The 16,639-nt window shown below is 30.8% G+C and carries 13 protein-coding genes; 9 read left to right on the top strand and 4 right to left on the bottom strand.

Going from position 1 to position 16,639, the window contains the following annotated elements; all coding sequences use genetic code 11:
* Positions 1–40: 40 nt before the first annotated feature.
* The 3 genes from ABMY20_RS04055 to ABMY20_RS04045 all read left to right on the top strand — a co-directional run bounded on the left by ABMY20_RS04055 (position 41) and on the right by ABMY20_RS04045 (position 2,686).
* Positions 41–1,072, top strand: a complete 1,032-nt coding sequence (locus tag ABMY20_RS04055; protein WP_073182233.1) for a cytochrome c peroxidase — start codon at positions 41–43, stop codon at positions 1,070–1,072.
* On the top strand, positions 1,035–2,021 hold the full coding sequence (locus ABMY20_RS04050; protein ID WP_053056614.1) for a hypothetical protein: 987 nt from the start codon (positions 1,035–1,037) through the stop codon (positions 2,019–2,021). The genes ABMY20_RS04055 and ABMY20_RS04050 overlap by 38 nt, the downstream gene beginning before the upstream one ends.
* 122 nt (positions 2,022–2,143) lie before the next feature.
* On the top strand, positions 2,144–2,686 hold the full coding sequence (locus ABMY20_RS04045) for a DUF2911 domain-containing protein (RefSeq protein WP_047787869.1): 543 nt from the start codon (positions 2,144–2,146) through the stop codon (positions 2,684–2,686).
* 77 nt (positions 2,687–2,763) lie between these two features.
* On the opposite strand, the gene ABMY20_RS04040 is transcribed toward ABMY20_RS04045, so the two are convergent.
* Entirely contained in the window at positions 2,764–3,762 is a 999-nt protein-coding gene (locus ABMY20_RS04040; RefSeq protein WP_349264699.1) for a phytanoyl-CoA dioxygenase, read from the bottom strand.
* A 435-nt stretch (positions 3,763–4,197) separates the two neighbouring features.
* Between ABMY20_RS04040 and ABMY20_RS04035 the strand changes: the two genes are divergently transcribed.
* The 6 genes from ABMY20_RS04035 (at position 4,198) to ABMY20_RS04010 (ending at position 11,696) form a co-directional block, all read left to right on the top strand.
* Complete coding sequence (locus tag ABMY20_RS04035; RefSeq protein ID WP_349264698.1) at positions 4,198–7,368, top strand: class I tRNA ligase family protein; 3,171 nt, start codon at positions 4,198–4,200, stop codon at positions 7,366–7,368.
* A gap of 107 nt (positions 7,369–7,475) precedes the next feature.
* Positions 7,476–7,928: a hypothetical protein gene (locus ABMY20_RS04030; protein WP_159488593.1), complete on the top strand. Its 453-nt coding sequence runs from the start codon at positions 7,476–7,478 to the stop codon at positions 7,926–7,928.
* A gap of 82 nt (positions 7,929–8,010) precedes the next feature.
* Positions 8,011–8,478: a hypothetical protein gene (locus ABMY20_RS04025; RefSeq protein WP_047787864.1), complete on the top strand. Its 468-nt coding sequence runs from the start codon at positions 8,011–8,013 to the stop codon at positions 8,476–8,478.
* 106 nt (positions 8,479–8,584) lie between these two features.
* Positions 8,585–9,541 (top strand): hypothetical protein, encoded by a 957-nt coding sequence (locus ABMY20_RS04020; RefSeq protein ID WP_159488589.1) that lies wholly within the window; start codon positions 8,585–8,587, stop codon positions 9,539–9,541.
* 284 nt (positions 9,542–9,825) lie between these two features.
* Positions 9,826–10,794 carry a peptidogalycan biosysnthesis protein gene (locus tag ABMY20_RS04015; protein ID WP_231128372.1) on the top strand — a complete coding sequence of 323 codons (969 nt, stop codon included), beginning with the start codon at positions 9,826–9,828 and terminating at the stop codon, positions 10,792–10,794.
* Between the two features lie 29 nt (positions 10,795–10,823).
* Positions 10,824–11,696, top strand: a complete 873-nt coding sequence (locus ABMY20_RS04010) for an acyl-CoA thioesterase II (protein ID WP_159610976.1) — start codon at positions 10,824–10,826, stop codon at positions 11,694–11,696.
* A 60-nt stretch (positions 11,697–11,756) separates the two neighbouring features.
* On the opposite strand, the gene ABMY20_RS04005 is transcribed toward ABMY20_RS04010, so the two are convergent.
* The 3 genes from ABMY20_RS04005 to ABMY20_RS03995 all read right to left on the bottom strand — a co-directional run bounded on the left by ABMY20_RS04005 (position 11,757) and on the right by ABMY20_RS03995 (position 16,447).
* The gene (locus ABMY20_RS04005; protein WP_047787860.1) at positions 11,757–14,018 is read right to left on the bottom strand and encodes an inorganic phosphate transporter; all 2,262 of its coding nucleotides are present in this window, start codon (positions 14,016–14,018) and stop codon (positions 11,757–11,759) included.
* 72 nt (positions 14,019–14,090) lie between these two features.
* Positions 14,091–15,293 (bottom strand): porin, encoded by a 1,203-nt coding sequence (locus tag ABMY20_RS04000; protein WP_159488587.1) that lies wholly within the window; start codon positions 15,291–15,293, stop codon positions 14,091–14,093.
* A gap of 269 nt (positions 15,294–15,562) precedes the next feature.
* On the bottom strand, positions 15,563–16,447 hold the full coding sequence (locus ABMY20_RS03995; RefSeq protein ID WP_159610972.1) for a metallophosphoesterase: 885 nt from the start codon (positions 16,445–16,447) through the stop codon (positions 15,563–15,565).
* Positions 16,448–16,639 lie beyond the last annotated feature (192 nt).

Below are 16,639 nucleotides of genomic sequence, written 5' to 3'. Positions count from 1 at the left end.
TAGGCTAATTGAAAAAAATTAGCTATTAATACCGTATGTAATGAAAAAAATAATGATTGTCTTGCTAGTATGTTCTTTTTTTAGTTGTAAGCAGGAAGATGTGTATACTAATGTTGAATTAGCTTTTGAACAACCGAGCAACTTTCCTGAACCTCATTATAATTTAAGCTCAAACCCAATTACAGAAAAGGGATTTGAGTTAGGGAAAAAGCTTTTTTATGAAGGAAAACTATCGTCAGACGGAGTAGTTTCTTGTGCTTTTTGTCATCAGCAAAAGTTTGCGTTTACACACCATGGACATCAATTAAGTCACGGTGTAGAAGATAGAGTAGGGACTAGAAATACGCCTCCAATTCAAAATATGGCTTTCCAAAAACAGTTTTCATGGGATGGAGCTGCTTTTCACTTAGATATATTTCCAATAATACCAATTACCAATCCCGTTGAAATGGACGAAACAGTAACCAATATTTTGGAAAAACTACAACAAGATGCAGCTTACCGAAAATTGTTTAGTCAAGCTTTTGAAGATGGAGAAATCAATGCTGACAACACGTTTAAGGCGATGTCTCAATTTATGTTAATGATGGTTTCAGCCAATTCAAAGTACGATAAATATATTCGAGTGGAAAAAGGAGGAGAGTTTTCTGAGCAAGAAAGAAAGGGACTAGAGCTTTTTAAATCAAAATGTGCTTCTTGTCATACATCTGACTTGTTTACAGATGATGCTTTTAGAAATAATGGTTTACCAATAAACCCAGAAATTAACGATTTAGGAAGAATGACGGTTACCTTATTAGAAGAAGATAAATACAAGTTTAAAGTGCCTAGTCTAAGAAATATTGAACTTACTGCTCCGTATATGCATGACGGTCGATTTGGGTCTTTAAAATCGGTATTGAATTTTTATGCAACAGGAGTTCAAGAAACCCAAAACCTAGATCCAATTCTTAAAAATGAGAATGGAACAATCGGAATAGCATTAAACGAGCAAGAAAAAGAAAACATTATAGCCTTTTTAAAAACATTAACAGATGAAGAATTTATCACAGATAAAAGATTTGCTGAATAAAGTACTACTCATATTAGTATTATTAATTTCAGGACAAATACAAGCGGACACATTCCCTAAGCGATATGAGCTATTTTTAGACTGCGATGCTTGTGGTTGTAGTAACAGCGGAGGTAGTTTAGGAATGGGAGGAATAATAGATAATAATTTTGTTGGTGTACGTTATTTACACCAAAAATACCAATCAAAAGATGGGATTTTTAACAACTCTCCAATTATAAATGAGTATTTTAATACAGTACAAGTTTGGTCTCGAATTCCAATTATTAAAGAGTATTTAGAAGCCCAAATTTTTGTTCCTTTTCATTTTCATTCAAGAGACTATGTTGATAAAACAACAGCTATTGAAGGTTTAGGAGATATATCTTTTTTAATTAATTATACCGTTTTAAATAAAAATACAGGAAGTTATAAAGAAGAAAAAGATAAGGTTATATCTTCTAATCATTTATTAAAAGTTGGTGGAGGGTTAAAGTTACCAACAGGAACTTACAACGAAGCAATTAATAATTCAATAAACCCTAGTTTTCAATTAGGAACAGGAAGTGTTGATGTAATAACGAACCTTCAGTACGTATTTAAGAGAAATAATTTTGGAGTTACAAATTATCTTAATTATTACATAAAAACTACAAATAAAGAAGAATATCGATTTGGAAATCAATTTAATTTCAATAGTACTTTCTTTTATGCTTTTAAAGATAGTAAGCAAAATAGTTTTGTGCCTTCAATAGGAGTTTCAGGAGAATTCTATGAAAGTAATAAAATGATTGGATTAAAAGTTAAAAATACTGAAGGTCATGCATTGTTTTCTAGCTTAGGTGCCGAGTATAATGCAAAAAAATTAACAGTAGGAGCCTTAGCAATGTATCCAATACAGCAAAATTTAGCACAAGGAACTATAGAAGTAGAATATAGAACATCTATTTACTTGAATTACAATTTTTAAGAAAATTATTCTTTGCTTGTTTAGAGTCAAAAAATAGGATTGTTTTAAAAAAAGAGTGAATTTTACGTAAGGATTCTTAAATTTGATGACAAAACCCTCAATTAATAATTAAAAATAAGAACATGAAAAAATCAATTTTATCAATTATCGTGCTCGCTGTAGCTCTAGTTTTTTCAAACGAAGTAACAGCTCAAAAATTTGCGAATTTAGATAAAAGTCCAATGGATGCAGCTGCTTTTCCTAGTAGTTATAGAATTTCAGATAAAAAAGTAAAAGTTGTTTATAGCCGTCCACAATTAAAAGGAAGATCGTTAGCAAAACTAGCTCCTATGGGAAAAGTATGGAGAACAGGAGCGAATGAAGCAGCTGAAATTACATTTTATAAAGATATAACTTTTGGAGGTAAAAAAGTAAAAGCAGGAACCTATACCTTATTTACAATTCCAGGGGAAAAAGAATGGACTCTTATTTTAAATACAGCTAAAAATGTTTGGGGGTCTTACTTTTATAACGAAAGTGAAGATGTAGCTAGAGTTATTGCTCCTACTTCTAAGTCGGACGAAACAATTGAAGCTTTTTCAATTGTTTTTGAAGGAGAAGATGATACATTTAACATGTACATTGGTTGGGACAACATTATTGTTACTGTTCCTATAAAAGGATAAGCAAAAGAAATTTCAGAAATAAGAAAAGCATAACTAATTTGGTTATGCTTTTTTTGTTTAAAATAATCTAAGAAATATTATTGCTCTAGTTTGTATTTTAGCTCAATATCTGGATGCATTTGGTAAGTGTAAACAATTGAATTAAATAGGAAAGGATGTTCAATTCCCATTTCAAGAGGAATTGTTAATGAAGACTCGTTTCTTGTTAGCCAGATATTATCATAAATATGCACCAATGTGTCTAATAGTAAGTAATTGTACTGTTCTATATTTAACGATTTTACAGTTACTTTTTTATCGGGTAGTTGAGTAGAAATAATATCAGATTTGTTTAATGAAATAACCTCTCTAACATTTATAATGGTGTCAATTTCTTCAGTTATATGTTTAGAATCTGTAATTGAATTAACCGATAAGCTCATTTTTATCAATACATTTTCTGGAATTACAGCGATGTCCTCTGATAGTTGAGGTAGTAGATTAAATAAAATAGGAACATAGCACTCTCTATATAACAAAGCATCCAATGTTTCACTAAACAGTATATGATACTTTTCAGGTTCAGGTATTTTGAAAGTAACAGCATCAGCAGTATAGTAGTTTGTTATATAATTGGTAAGTTCCAATTTTTGAATAAGATTTTTTGCATATTCTAGAGACTTATCATTAATCTCTAGTAAAGAAAACTGTACTTCTTCAGGACTAAAAAGCGGAGCAATTAGAGTAATAAACGGAGCATAAGGTCCACAACCAGCATAAAAAACACGGATTGTTTCATTAGGATGATTTTGTTGTTTTTCTTTAATCGCCATTATCATAGCTTTTAAAAACTTCACAGTTCGTTTATAATCTAGTAAACATTGAGCTGCATGATTCAACCCTAAAGCTTTTCCTTTTGAAGTTGTTATGGCAGCTAAGTGCTCTATATGATTGTCAAATCCAGTAAGTTGAGTTAATTCTTTAAAGTAAGTATGTATTTCGTTTATTAAATTTTCAATTTCAGATTGTTTAATAGAGTCTTTAAGTAAGATAGATACTTTTTCTTTAATATCTAAAGTCGTTATATTTTCGCTCATAAGTAGGTTAGTTGTTGAGTTCCCTAAATTAGAAAAATAGAACTAGTTAAAAAAGAAGCTAATGAAGTTATGTTAACAGTTTTAGAGACTGAAATTAAATCACTTATTACTCAAAAATAGGCAGTAAAGATATTTTTCAGCTTTTATAATAACTCAATTAATATTTTGCGAATAACACCAAATAAAAGAATTAGTAAAAGCATATAACGTTTAATAGTCATGATATGTATGTAGTAACGTTAAAAGTAATTTTGATGTACATAGCACATTAGTACAATATAAAAACTCTCTTATTTCAATTTGTAAACCTTACAAAGCTTAAATGCTTGTGAGGTTTTTTGTTTATTTAAGTCTTTATAAAGTATTAAAAGAACTAAACTTTTTACTTATCAACAATAACTGTAAATTTGTATCCTTTAAAACAAGCGATTACAAATGCAATACAATCACCAAGAAATAGAACGTAAGTGGCAAGAGTTTTGGGCTAAGGACCAAACATTTAAAGCTAGTAACAATTCTGATAAACCAAAATATTATGTGTTAGATATGTTTCCTTATCCATCAGGAGCAGGGTTACATGTTGGGCATCCACTAGGATATATCGCCTCTGATATTTATGCGCGTTACAAGCGCCATAAAGGGTTTAATGTATTGCATCCACAAGGATATGACTCTTTCGGGTTGCCTGCTGAACAATATGCGATTCAAACAGGACAGCATCCGAAAAATACAACTATTATAAATATTGATGGTTGTTTGAATGAAGAAGGTAAATTAGATGAGAAGTATATTGATGAAGATGGATTTATTAAGGATGAGGCATTAATCAAAAAGGGAGAAAAAATATCTACCAAATTAGAAAATCACTTGGATTTTGTAATAAAGGGTTACAGAAATCAAATGGACAACATCGGATTTTCATTTGATTGGTCTCGTGAAGTTCGTACTTCAAATCCAGAATATTATAAATGGACACAGTGGATTTTTATCCAATTGTTCAACTCTTGGTATAATAAAGACACAGATAAAGCAGAAGATATTGCAACCTTAGTAGTAAAGTTTGAAGCAGAAGGAAATGCGAATGTAAATGCAGTTGCTGATGAAGATATAACTATTTTTTCTGCGGAAGAATGGAAGAGCTTCTCTAAAAAAGAACAACAAGAAATATTATTACAATACCGTTTAACTTTTTTATCGGATACTGAAGTAAACTGGTGTCCAGCACTGGGAACTGTATTAGCAAACGATGAAATTGTTAACGGAGTTTCAGAACGTGGAGGGCATCCTGTAGTTCGTAAAAAAATGACTCAATGGTCTATGCGAATTTCTGCCTATGCGCAACGTTTGTTAGATGGATTACAAAATATCGATTGGCCACAACCATTAAAAGATTCTCAAACCAACTGGATTGGTCGTTCGCAAGGAGCGATGGTTGCTTTTGACGTGGATGGTCACGATGCTAAAATTGATGTATTTACTACACGTCCTGATACTATTTTCGGAGTGTCTTTTATGACCTTAGCTCCAGAGCACGATTTAGTAGCGAAAATTACAACTGCTGAGCAAAAAGAGGCTGTTGAAGCTTACGTAGAAGCTACAGCAAAACGTTCTGAGCGTGATCGTATGGCAGATGTAAAAACTATTTCAGGAGTGTTTACTGGTGCGTATGCATTACACCCATTTACAGGAAAACAAGTACCGATTTGGATTGGTGATTATGTATTAGCAAGTTACGGAACAGGAGCAGTCATGGCGGTACCATGCGGTGATCAACGTGATTACGATTTCGCAAAACACTTCGGATTAGAGATTCCGAATATTTTTGCAGATGTTGATATTTCTGAAAAAGCGAATGATGCTAAAGACGGAATTAAATTAGCAAACTCTGATTTCTTAGATGGTTTAAATTATAAGAAAGGAATGAAAACTGTAATCTATGAATTGGAAAAACGTGGATTTGGTTACGGAAAAATAAACTATCGTTTACGAGATGCAGTATTCAGCCGTCAGCGTTATTGGGGAGAACCTTTCCCAGTATATTACAAAGACGGAATGCCACAAATGATTGATGCAAAGCATTTACCAATCGTATTACCGGAAGTAGAGAAATATTTACCTACTGAAGATGGAAAGCCACCGTTAGGAAATGCTGAAGTTTGGGCATGGAATAGTATTGAGAATAGAGTAGTGAGTAATGAGTTAATAGATAATGAAACTGTATTTCCTTTGGAGTTAAACACAATGCCAGGGTGGGCAGGAAGTTCTTGGTATTTTAACCGTTATATGGACTCAAATAATGAAGGAGAATTTGTAAGTAAAGAAGCGGTTGACTATTGGAAGCAAATAGATTTATATATTGGAGGTTCTGAACATGCTACAGGGCACTTGTTATATGCGCGTTTTTGGCAAAAATTCTTATTTGATAGAGGATTGTTACCTGTGGATGAGTTTGCTAAAAAACTGATTAACCAGGGAATGATCTTAGGAACTTCTGCTTTTGTTTATGAAGTAATTCCTGTTCTCAAAATTAATAGTAGTTTTTGGAAATGGAAAAAATATCCTAAGTTTTTATTTTCGAAAAAATTAATAAATGATGGTTTTTTTGAGAATGAAGAAGCAAAAAATAAATTATTAGAATTCCTTGATTCTAGTCTTCCAATATTATGGAGTAATAGTATTAATGAATTTTTAAGCGGCACTGAACTTTTAGATTTAAATGAAATTCAAACTAAAGAAGAGTTAATAAATTATTTAAGTGATAAAATTCAATTTGAAGTTTTGAAACATAAATATGCTGATGTTTCATTGGTAAATGCTTCTGATGAATTAGATACAGAAGCTTTTAAAAATTGGAGACCAGAATTTAAAGATGCTACATTTATATATGAAGAAGATGGAACTTTTAAAGTTTCACGCGAGGTTGAAAAAATGTCAAAATCGAAATACAATGTGGTGAATCCAGATTTAATTTGTGAAGAATACGGAGCGGATAGTTTACGTTTGTTTGAAATGTTTTTAGGACCGTTAGAGCAAACCAAGCCTTGGAAAACTTCAGGAATTTCAGGAGTGTATTCTTTCCTAAAGAAATTATGGAAATTATTTACTGATGAAAATGGTATCAATGTTTCTGATGCAGAACCAACCAAAGAGGAGTTAAAAACCTTACATAAAACAATTAAGAAAGTAGAAGAAGATATTGAAAATTTCTCGTTCAATACGTCAGTTTCTACCTTTATGATTGCGGTAAACGAGTTGACTGCTCAAAAGTGTAATAAGAGACAAATTTTAGAACCTTTATTAGTGCTAATTTCTCCGTATGCTCCGCATATTGCAGAAGAATTATGGAGTCAGTTAGGGCACAATGAGTCTATTGCAACTGTAGCTTTTCCGAAATTTGAAGAAAAACATTTAGTTGAAAGCTCAAAGAACTATCCAGTTTCTTTCAATGGAAAAATGCGTTTTACTTTAGAATTACCGTTAGACATGAGCAAAGATGAAATTGAGAAAACAGTCATGGCACATGAAAAAACACAACAACAATTACAAGGAAGAGAGCCTAAAAAAGTAATTATTGTTCCAGGTAAAATTATCAATATTGTAGGGTAAGTTAACCTTAAATAAATATAGAAAGCCCACAAGCAATTAATTTGTTTGTGGGTTTTTATTTTTAAGCTAAATTCGCAACCTATAAAAACAAATTAAAATTTAAACAAATGAAAAAGATTTTTAAAATTAGCTATGCGGTTTTGATGTGTCTTACTTTAGTAATGAGTAGTTGTTCTGATAGCGATAATGATCCAGAAGGAATCGCAAACACAAAATTATCAGGAAAAGTATTTGGAACAAGTTTTTCGGCCAAAGGGGGTAAAGCATTTATGTCTGGAAATAATGAACTTTCAGTAAATGTAACCAACATTCAAGCAGATTGCACTTCTGATGTTCTCAACTACGAATTAAAAATTACAACTTATGTGAAAGCAGAGTTAGGAACTTATAATAACGTGAATGTAGTTTTTAATAAGAAAGGAGCGAATCCTTTAAATTACCTTCAAGGAGCTGTTGAGGTTGTAAGGTTAACAAGTAATGAAGTTACCTTAAAAATAAAAGCAAATTCAAGTTCAGATAATTCAATAGAAGGCTTTTTTACGGTTCCTTTTTGTGAGTAATAATAACAATAAACTATTTATTTAGTACTTTTTTATTTTAGGTTATATTAGCGCTTATTAAAAAATAATAAATATTCAATAAATGAAAAATTTTTTCAAAATTAGTTATGTAACTTTAGTATGTTTAACATTGGTAATGACTGGTTGTTCAGATGATGATAATACGGACAACATAGGTACTCCAATACCCAGTACTATTTTAAAAGGAAAGGTATATGGAAAAGATTTTACTGCTAAAGGAGGGAAGTCATTTGCATCAGGAAAAGATGGAGAAGTTTCAATTAATATTACAAACGAAGAGGTAGGTTGTGATTCAGATATTTTTGATTATAAGTTAGAAGTTTCTTTATTAGTAGAAGGTAAAGTTGGAACGTATAATGATGTAAATGTTGTTTTCAAAGATGGAGAAGGAAACTTAGTTAATGTTTTGGGATCAAATGTTGAAGTTGTAAGTATTTCAGATTCTAAAATTAATTTAAAAATAGAAGCTAAATCAATCGATAAACAAAATAAAGTATCTGGTTCATTTGAAGTAGAATACTGCAAATAGAGTTTTTAAAATATAATTTAGAAAGACTTTTACATTTATGTAAAGGTCTTTTTTTATACGACAAAACCAAAAACTTTTCTCAAATTTGCTTTCCAAAAAATAAAACATGAAAAAAGTATCTCTCACCAGCTCTTGGGTTTTTGCAATAATTCCAATCGGAATTTTCTTTTTTGTAGTATTTCCTCAGTTACAAAACATGTATGAATCATTTCATAAGAGAGAAATTGAAGTACAACAAAGTGCACGAAAACTGGACTCATTACAACAACTTACTAAACCTACAAGAGAAGATTTAAACAATATAAAACGTCTAGAAATTACAGTTCCAATTCATCAGTTGAGTATAGATAAACAACGGTACACCTATTATAAAACAGGCGGAATGCTGGCAGTATTAGCTTTTATGTTTATTGGTATGTTTGGTTCTAGTTACTGGGCAAAAAGAAAGAAAAACTCGTCAAATAATAAACAGATAGAATTTTCTTTTGAAGATTTTACAACAGACGCTATAGGTCAATACATTTCTTGGGATCCAGTTAAAGGGTCAGGGAGTAATTTTTTAAGCGAACGTTTACGAAAAACGAGTTCTGGATATAAAATTACTTCGAGTACTTATATGAAATTTATGGCTTGGAGTTTCTTTTTGATGGGATTAAATTATGTGGCTTGGTCTTATATAGAGTTTTTTGAGTTTTCAAAAGAGCCATTAACCTTTATGCAAGGAGGAAAAATGTTTTTCATCTCAGGAGGTCCCTTTGTATTAATAGGAGTTTTTTTATTGTTTTCATTTGGAGCTAAAGCTTTTTTAAACTCACAAAAAAGAAAGGTATTAGTAGATGGTGAAATTATATCTTTTCAGCAAGTATATGCTTTACAAGTTTTATCAAAATTTATTCAAGGAAACAAGTCTGGAGGTTACCATTGTTACGAGGTGAATTTAGTTACTCAAAGTGGAGAACGTTATAACTTGTTAAATCATGGAGATAAAGAATACTTGTTGAGCGATATGGTAAAAATAAGTAGATTTTTAAAAGTGCCTGTTTGGAATAATGGTGTCATTTAAAATAATTTATAGAGTAATTAACAAACTTTTACTAATTTACACGAATACAAATCGTAAAAAACACTATTATTTTATCCTGTAAAAAAAAATCATCCAATATACGCTACTTTTCTTCAGTAAGGGAAATACCTGAAAATGTTTGGAAAGAGCTTGACTGTGTAGATAATTTATATTTTCAGCCAGCGTATTTAGAAGCTTTAGAAAAGAACAATCAACAAATACAGTTTTCTTATATTTTATTATTTGATGAAAACAAAGAAGCAATAGCCTTTGCTACTATTCAATTGGTAGATTTTTATTTAGAAAGTGTTCAAAATAATTTACAATCGGTTGTAGAATGGATACGATGTATTGGGAGGAAACTACATTTGTTGTCTCCTCAAAAACCATTTAAAATACTTACATGCGGTAATACTTTTGTAAGTGGAGAGCACGGAATATTTATTAAACCAAATAAAGATAAAAAGCGAATTGTAAAACAGCTAGCTAAAGCTATTGTAGCCTTTGAAAAAGACATTTCAAAAGAAACAATTGATGCTTTTATGTTGAAAGATTTTGTAAACGAATCGCTTTTTATTACCGATGCATTACATAGTGTAGGATATAATTCGTTTAATGTAGATCCAAATATGATGTTAACGTTAGATGATAATTGGAATACTTTTGATGATTATTTAGCAGCATTAAAAACAAAGTATAGAGTAAAAGCAAAAAAAGCGTTACAGAAGAGTAAAGACTTACGAACGGAAGAAGTAAGTATTGATGTTTTGAAACAATTATTGCCAAGTGTGACGTCATTGTATAAAAATGTATCAAACAAGGCAAGCTTTAATTTAGGGTATTTTAATATAGAAACGTATATATCTTTAAAAGAAAATTTAAAAGATAACTATGTTATTAAAGTATATTGGTTAGGAACCAAGTTAGTTGGGTTTTTGTCAGGAATAAAAAATAAAAACTCATTAGATGCCCATTTTGTAGGAATTGATTATACCGTAAATAAAACCTATGCTATTTACCAACGAATGCTATATGATTATATATTATTGGGTATAGACTATAATATAAAAACGATAAATTTTGGAAGAACAGCTAGCGAAATAAAAAGTTCAGTAGGAGCAACACCACAGGACTTAACAATTTATTTACGGCATAGAAAAAGCATTCCAAATCGTATTTTAAGCTTATTTTTGAACAGAATTCAACCAACAGAATTTAGGTTAATAAAGCCTTTTAAAACAAAACAAGTATAAAGAATTAACCCTTTTTACTGTATTAACAAATGAAAAACACACAAGAATTATTAAATATACTTACCCTTGACGATTTAGGTGAAGGGAATTTTAATGGAGTAAGTAGAGATATAGGAAGTCCAAATGTTTTTGGAGGCCAAGTATTAGCACAAGCACTAAATGCAGCGTATAGAACGACACCTAAAGAACGTATATTACATTCGCTACACTCGTATTTTTTAGAGGCAGGAAATTTAGAGTTGCCTATAACTTACAATGTGCAAACTATTCGTGATGGAGGTAGTTTCTCTACACGTAGAGTTACAGCACATCAAAAAGATAAAACGATTTTTATACTGTCTTGTTCTTTTCATAAAGAAGAAGAAGGATATGAGCATCAAATGCCTATAAAAAAAGACTTAAAACAACCTGAAGAGTTGTTGAGTTGGACAGATATGTTAGATCAATTTGGAGCTTTTTTACCAAAGAAAATGAAAGATTTTTTAAGTATTGAGCGACCTATTGATTTTAAACCAGTGCAGATCGTAAATCCGTTAGACCGAAAAGATTTACCTCCAGTAGTAGATGTTTGGTTTAAATTAAAAGGAGAAGCTTCTGATTTATCGTTAGGAATTAAACAACAAATATTAACGTATATATCAGACTATAATATTTTAACGGCTTGCTTAAACCCAAATGCAAGTGTAGCTAATTTCGGAAACACACAAATGGCAAGTTTAGATCATTCGATGTGGTTTTACCGCGATTTTGATTTTAACGATTGGATGTTGTTCTCGGTAGAAAGCCCAAACACTAATGGTGCAAGAGGTTTTGCTTGTGGAAATATTTATACAAGGGAAGGTAAACTGATTGCTTCGGTAGCACAAGAAGGTTTAATGCGCCCCATGAAGAAGAAGGAATAATTATAGTTTATAAAAATAGAGAAATAAAAAAGCCGAGGTAATCCCTCGGCTTTTGTTTGATTAAGCTTCTATTTCTGCTGATTTTGTACTAATATGAAACTCTTCGTAGGTTTCCAGTAAACTCATTAATCCAGAAACTAAATCTTGTGTCTCTATTAAAATACTAAAGTATAATGTAGTATTTTTTGGACTTGTCTCGTCTGTTCTAATACGATCTACTTGTTTTTCAATAGATTTAGATACATCCTTTAATAATTCTTTCTTTTCATTAATAATATGCTCTAAATTATCAAAGCTTCTATTTTCAAAAGTATCTCCAATATCAGTTAATAACTTAGAAAGTGTATTATCAATACTCTTAAGATCTTTAATTTGCCCTTTTTTAAGGTGTTTGTGATTGTTGTTAACGTGCTTATAAGTAGCTCTAGATATATAACTAATAGACTGAGCAACGTCTTGCAAATACCCTAAAATTAAAATATAAAACCTACTTGCTTGTACGGAAGTATCGTCTAACGACTTAATAAAATAGAAAACTCCGTCTTTTAAGTTATCGATTTCATCGTTTAACTTAGTAACGTGCTTATCAGTTTTACGTAATTTTATTAAATCGTGAGTAGCAAGATCTTTTACAACGCTTGAGTATAATTTGTTAATACGATGAGCAACACCAGCAATATGATCTGAGCTTTCTTCAATCACTCCGTTAATAGTGATTAATTCTGCTCTTTCCATATGTACTTGTTTCTTTTCTTCTTTAGATTTCTTTCTGTGTTGTAATGTGTTTCTTGCAATTAAAAGAGCAACCACCAATAACAATACAGGAATCATTACCATATCCCAGCTAATTAAATAAGCTACTAAAGCAGCAGTTAAGAAAGCTGTAATGGCTGTTAAGAACCATCCTCCAATAACATTAATTACACCAGCAACTCTATAAACGGCACTTTCACGCCCCCAAGCTCTATCAGCTAAAGAAGTACCCATTGCTACCATAAACGTTACATAAGTAGTTGATAAAGGTAACTTCATAGAGGTTGCAATAGAAATTAAAATACCAGCAACAATTAAGTTTACAGATGCTCTTACTAAATCGAAAGCAGGCATTTCATAGGTTTTGTCTTTAGGTAATTCAATTACAGGTTTTTGAAATTTTGAGTCTATAAAGTTTAAAGTTTTTTTAGGTACAATAAAACTAACAACTGCATTAATCCCCATAGCACTTCTTACTACAATTCTTGATAATGGATTTGGTTGAAACTTTTCATGCCCATCTCCTTGACGCGATAAATCGATACCAGTTTTAATAACATTTCTCGCTTTACTAGAAGTCCACAAAGTAACCACCATAATAGCTCCAGCTAACAATAATAACCATACGTTAGAAGGTACTTTTTTAGCTAAAATCCCCATAGAAAAAGCATCAGGAGCAACACCAGATACTTCCCAAGCTTGGTATGAGTTCCAAGCAGCAATTGGTACACCAATAAAGTTTACTAAATCGTTACCAGAGAAAGCCATAGCTAAAGAGAAAGTACCAATACCAATAATTAATTTTAAAATATTAACTTTTAAAAACTGTATTAATATATGAGATACTACACTCCAAAAAATAAAGCTTCCAGTAATAATGAGCAATGTATTTCCTTCAATTAAATGTTTAACATCACTATAAAAAGGTGTTCCTTTCATCCCTTTTATAATTATGAAATAAGTAATTGCAGTAATAGCAAAACCACCAAATAAAGAGTTGATATAGGTAGGTCTTTTCTCAAAGTTAAATGAATAAATTAAACGAGAAAAAAACTGTACTATAGCACCAACAGAAAATGCTACTACAACAGAGAGTAGTATACCATTTATAATTTGAACTGCTTTTTTATGATTTATATAATTCCATATATCAGAAATTGAGTGTGAATCATTAGCAGATATTTTAATTAACGAAATGCAAACTGCGGCTCCTAATAATTCAAATACAATAGAAACAGTAGTTGATGTAGGCATACCCAATGAATTAAAGATATCTAATAGTAAAATATCAGTAATCATAACTGCCATAAAAATAAACATGATGTCTTGAAACATAAACATGTTAGGATTAAATATCCCCTTACGCGCAACTTCCATCATTCCGCTTGAAGTAACTGCTCCAAAAAATACTCCAACACTCGCAATTATCATAATATTTCTTACTTTAATTGCTTTAGAACCGATTGCTGAATTTAAAAAGTTTACAGCATCGTTACTAACTCCAACAACCAAGTCTACAATAGCTAAAACAGCCAAAGCGACTAGCATCAAAATATATGGATCTCCCATTTTTTAGTTTTTAATTAAGTTTTGCAAATTTAGTTACACAAGAATGCTCTCATGTTATGTTTATGTTATCATTTAAAGGTGTATGTCTACCTGTAATCTATACATTAATTGATTTGTAGCTGTCGCTATATCTAAGTAACTAATGTCGGTTTGTACTTTTAATTTATGACCAACAATATACTTTGATAATCCTATTGTATATTGATTTTCAGTTCCTTTTCCTGTGATTTTTTTATCTAAAGAAATATTAGTAAAACGACCAGATATTTCCCAGTTTTTAGAAAACAAATATCCTGATTGAAGGTTTAAACCACTTCCTACTTGTACAATTTCTCCAGTAAGTGTGCCGTCTGAGTTTTTTGCGAAAGGATCTTCGGCGTCTCGGTATGAATATTCTCCCATAAAAGAGAATCCTTTATACTTGAACATAGCATCCATAAAAAAGGTTGATATGTTTGTTTGATAGTATCCTTCATCATTAACCATATAAGTACCTTGGTTACTTCTAGTTTTTACGGCATTGTTATTAAAGTCGTAACTCATACCAATAGCAAGTTTAGGTGTTTGTTCTCTTTTTAAGTCACCACCTACATAATCTCCTTTACCTTCAAACTTTCCAAAAGGTAAAAGTTCTAGATGAGCGGTATATTGATGTCCTCCTAGGTTGCCTACAGTAACATTTCTTCCTTCACCTTGAGAAAAGGCTAGTGCTTCTTTTACAATAAACTTGTCAGATAAATTAAAATGGTGTTTTAATTGTACTCCCATATCTCTATCAATATTAAAACGGCTGTTTAATAGAGAGCGATCTACTAATTGCATATCACCTGAAGAAATAATACGCTCACGGTTGCCAGGTAGTTTGGTTTGCCCAAACCATAATTCAAAATTTTGAAAGAAATTCCACTTTATAACAGCATCTAATATATATCTTGGTGCATTTCCTGTGTGTTCAGAAGCGCCACTAATATCTCTATTAGATAACCCAAGCTCCATTTTATATTTTAATTTAGGGGAAAAAGCAAATCCTTTAAATTTTAAACGAGCTCTTCTTACTAACATTGAAGATGTTGGGTTATATAAACCATCTTTGTTAGAATCCCATTCGGCAGTTGCTAAGAATTGCATTCTGGCACTCATTTTCATAGACCAAGTACTATCTTTCCCTATGATATTAAATAAGCCATTACCAAATTTTGAGTCTTTTCCTTGTTGTGCATATATATGCGTCAACATAAATATACTTACAGCTGTAAGTATTTTTTTGTAATACATTAAGGATAATTTATTAGTTTTTGTCGAGACAAATTACTAACCCTAATGTTAACTTAAAGTTAAGCAAATATTAAAAAAACTGCCTTGTTTTCAAGGCAGTATATGGTAAGTCAAATAAATAGTCGACAAAAACTAATAAATTTATATTGACCATACACCTCAAGTTAGAGGTAATTCAAAAGTATTTCTCTTTTTTAATGTAAATATTAAGTGTAATTTAATAAATTGTTATATGATGTAACACCTGAAGTTAAGAAAGAGTTAAGGTTTTAAATGTAGTTAGTTATTTTTTTAGGTCCTTCAAGAACTGTTCTTGTTATCTGCATGGTACCATCTTTATTAGTAATTACATGCCATTTAATAAGAGTTATTTCATTGTTTTCAATTTCTAAACCAGTAATGCATCTTGGGTGTACACAACTACCATCGTTAAAATGTGGAAGCTCGTTTTCTGATGGAAATCGAGGACGGTGTGTGTGTCCTGTAACAATCATTTGGTTATTATTGTTTTTAATCCATTTTTCCAAACGTTTCTCTACCTTTATGAGCTCTTTAAAGTTTTGAGCGGGACTTGTAGGATCTTTAATTCCATGTATTTGTAGTGGTCGCCATAGTAAACGAACTAAAAACCTACTTAATTTCCAAAAAGTATAGTTAAACCAATCTGCTTGATGACCGTGAAGTAAAAAAATAGATTTCCCATTTTCTTGTATCAATTTAATTGCTTCTGAAAAGGAAGCATTGGGCATTAATTCTTTCTTTTTTCCGTCAATGGTATCGTAATAAGAGTTAAAGTTTTTAGCAACGTTTTTAGGTTTTCTGTAATTCATATCATGATTTCCCCAAATAAAATGTAGTTTGTTTTGTTGATGAAACTTTTGAAGTAATAAGTAGATGTTTTTATTTGCATTGAAAATATTTACAAATTTATTTTCCCAAAGTTCATCTCCATCTCCTAATTCTATATAGATAAACTCTTTTTGTAAATATTGAGATAATGCATAGTGATATATTTTTCGATTGTGAGCAAAATCATCAGCAAAACTGTTATCACCTCTATGGCAATCAGAAAATAAAATGTATTTAGAATCCTTGTTTAAAGGTAGTTCTTTTGCTTTTTTAAAAGCTTTGGTTATCCTATGTTTTGAAAACATTTGTAGCAAAAATTTGTGTGTATATAAAGATGCAAAAAAAGGAATATACTGCAAAACTGGTTGAGCGATAGAATGAATAAATTTTAGAATTAAGTTTATAACTAAAAGATAATTAAAAAAACAATTGTTGTTCTATGATGTTAATTTTTAATAACTTACGTAAAATTTTAAATTAATATTAATACCCTTCAA

The sequence above is a fragment of the Tenacibaculum sp. SSH1-16 genome, assembly GCF_040104435.1.
GTDB lineage: Bacteria > Bacteroidota > Bacteroidia > Flavobacteriales > Flavobacteriaceae > Polaribacter > Polaribacter mesophilus.
Note: the sequence above shows the minus strand (reverse complement) of the source record. Positions and strands in the feature narration are given on the sequence as shown.